This window comes from Paracraurococcus ruber, from assembly GCF_004353985.1.
GTDB lineage: Bacteria > Pseudomonadota > Alphaproteobacteria > Acetobacterales > Acetobacteraceae > Paracraurococcus > Paracraurococcus ruber.
The window spans coordinates 1-1,945 of record NZ_SMOA01000521.1 but is presented as its reverse complement, the minus strand read 5'-3'; the positions used below and the strand labels follow the sequence as shown (position 1 = coordinate 1,945).

Annotated in this window: 2 protein-coding genes; both read right to left on the bottom strand. The window is 75.8% G+C overall.

The features are described from left to right. Positions 1 to 735: hypothetical protein (locus E2C05_RS31405; RefSeq protein WP_205083234.1), on the bottom strand; the 735-nt coding region annotated here is incomplete at its 3' end. 64 nt (positions 736 to 799) lie between these two features. Beyond that, positions 800 to 1,570 (bottom strand): calcium-binding protein, encoded by a 771-nt coding sequence (locus E2C05_RS31400; RefSeq protein WP_133223526.1) that lies wholly within the window; start codon positions 1,568 to 1,570, stop codon positions 800 to 802. Positions 1,571 to 1,945 lie beyond the last annotated feature (375 nt).

The window sequence follows — 1,945 nt, the reverse complement described above, 5'->3', positions numbered from 1 at the left end:
GGCGGCGAGGGCGCTGGCGTCCGGCGCATCGGCCGCCAGCCGGTCGAGCAGCGAGGGCAGGTCGCCGGGAGCCGGCGGCGCCACGACGCGGCGCACCCAGCCATCCGCCGCCACCAGCACATCCCCGGGTAGGGCCGGGTCGGCCAGCAGGTGCAGGCGCGCCCCGCCCGCGGCGGCGGCGCAGCGTTGCACCCCGGCTTCCGCAACCAGCCAGACCGGGCCGCGCGGCGCCGGCCCCTCGGCCGCCAGCAGGCAGAGCCCGCCCGGCCCGGCGGCGACCGCGGCGGCGGTGGGCGCCATGGCGGCTTCCTCCGCCGCCAGGGCCTGCAGCCAGGCGGGCATGCCGGGCTGGTCCAGCAGCGGGAACAGCCCGGTCCCGGCTTCCAGCAGCAGCCGCAGGAGCCGCGCCCGCGCCTCCGCCGGCAGGGAGGGCAGCAGCGCGTCCGGATCGGGCGCGAGGTCGCCGAGGCGGAGCGTCGGCGCCCCCTCCACCCCGGCGGCGATGCCGAGCCAGGCCTCCGGGTCCGCCTCGGCCGGCAGCCGCGCCAGGCCGGCGCGCAGCCGGTCCGGCAGCAGCACCGCGCCCAGCAGCGGCGGCCGCAGCGGCGCATCGTCCAGGGCTGGGCGGAAGCGGCCGGGCCAGAGCCCGTCGTGCCAGACCAGCAGAACGATATCGTGCGCCAGGCGGACGCCGGACAGGACCAGATGCGCCCGGTCCGGGCTCTGCATCAACATGGCGGCAGGCGGCATGGCGGGATGCGCATGGCGGGACCTCCTCGGCGGCCGGGGCGTCGGGCGATCAGACGATCACGATGTAGCCGGAGGGATTGGCCTTCACGTCCTCCGCCTTGATGCCGACCAGCGTGACGGTGTCGCCATTGCCGAGGTCGATCACCGCGTTGCCGCCCTGCGAGGAGACGCGGTTCGCCAGGTCGGCCGCGGAGGAGACGTTGAGGTTGTTGATGTTCTTCTGGATCTGCAGGATGTCGCCGTTCGAGAAGTCCATCACCACGTCCTTGCCGCCGCCGGAGGTGAAGAGGAAGGCATCGTTGCCGGCGCCGCCCAGCAGCGTGTCCTGCCCGGCGCCGCCCGCCAGCGTGTCGTCGCCGGCGCCGCCGATGAGCAGGTCGTTGCCGGCGTCGCCGCCCATGCGGTCGTTGCCGGCATCGCCGACGAGGATGTCGCTGCCGGACCCGCCGGACATCAGGTCGTCGCCGCTGCCGCCCACCAGCGCGTCATTGCCCAGCTCGCCGGCCAGGGTATCGTTGCCGCCGCCGCCCGAGATCGTGTCGTTGCCGAGGCCGCCGGCGGCGTAGTCGTCGCCTTCCCCACCGAACAGCAGGTCCTGGCCGCGGCCGCCGAACAGCACGTCGTCGCCGGTGCCGCCATCCGCCACGTCGTCGCCGTCGCCGTCGCCGCCATCGAGGTAGTCGTCGCCCTCCTCGCCGAACAGGCGGTCATGCCCGGCATCGCCGAAGGCGACATCGTCGCCGGCGCCGCCCCGGACGGTGTCAGCTTCCTTCCCCCCCAGGAGAAGATCGTCGAACATGCTTCCGGCGATCGTCGCCATCCCTCGGCTCCCTTGCTGCGCCGCCGCGGCCCTGCCCTGCTGCCCGCTGGCGGCATGGCAGGGTTGTTCCCGGCAAGGGGAAGGTGCTGCCGGCTTCGTTAAGCCAGCGTGAAGGCCGATCTCATTTCACGAGATTGCGATAACCTTCCATGCACGGTCGCCGGCGGCTGCGACGCCCTGGCCGGGGCGGGCCGGCGGTGGCCGGGACCGCGCCGGCCGCGTAAGGTCCCGGCCGCTGACGGCGCGGGTGCGGCGCCGGGCGCCGGGACCACGGGGGAGGAACAGGCATGCAGGGCTGGGGACGGCGGGCGCTGCTGGGCGCCGGCCTGGCGGCGGGGCTGGGCGCGGCGGCGGGGGGCGCCCCGGGGCGGGCCC

Coding starts and splice junctions, on each gene's coding strand:
- E2C05_RS31400 (WP_133223526.1), bottom strand. CDS start 1,570: ATGGCGACGATCGCCGGAAGCATGTTCGACGATCTTCTCCTGGGGGGG.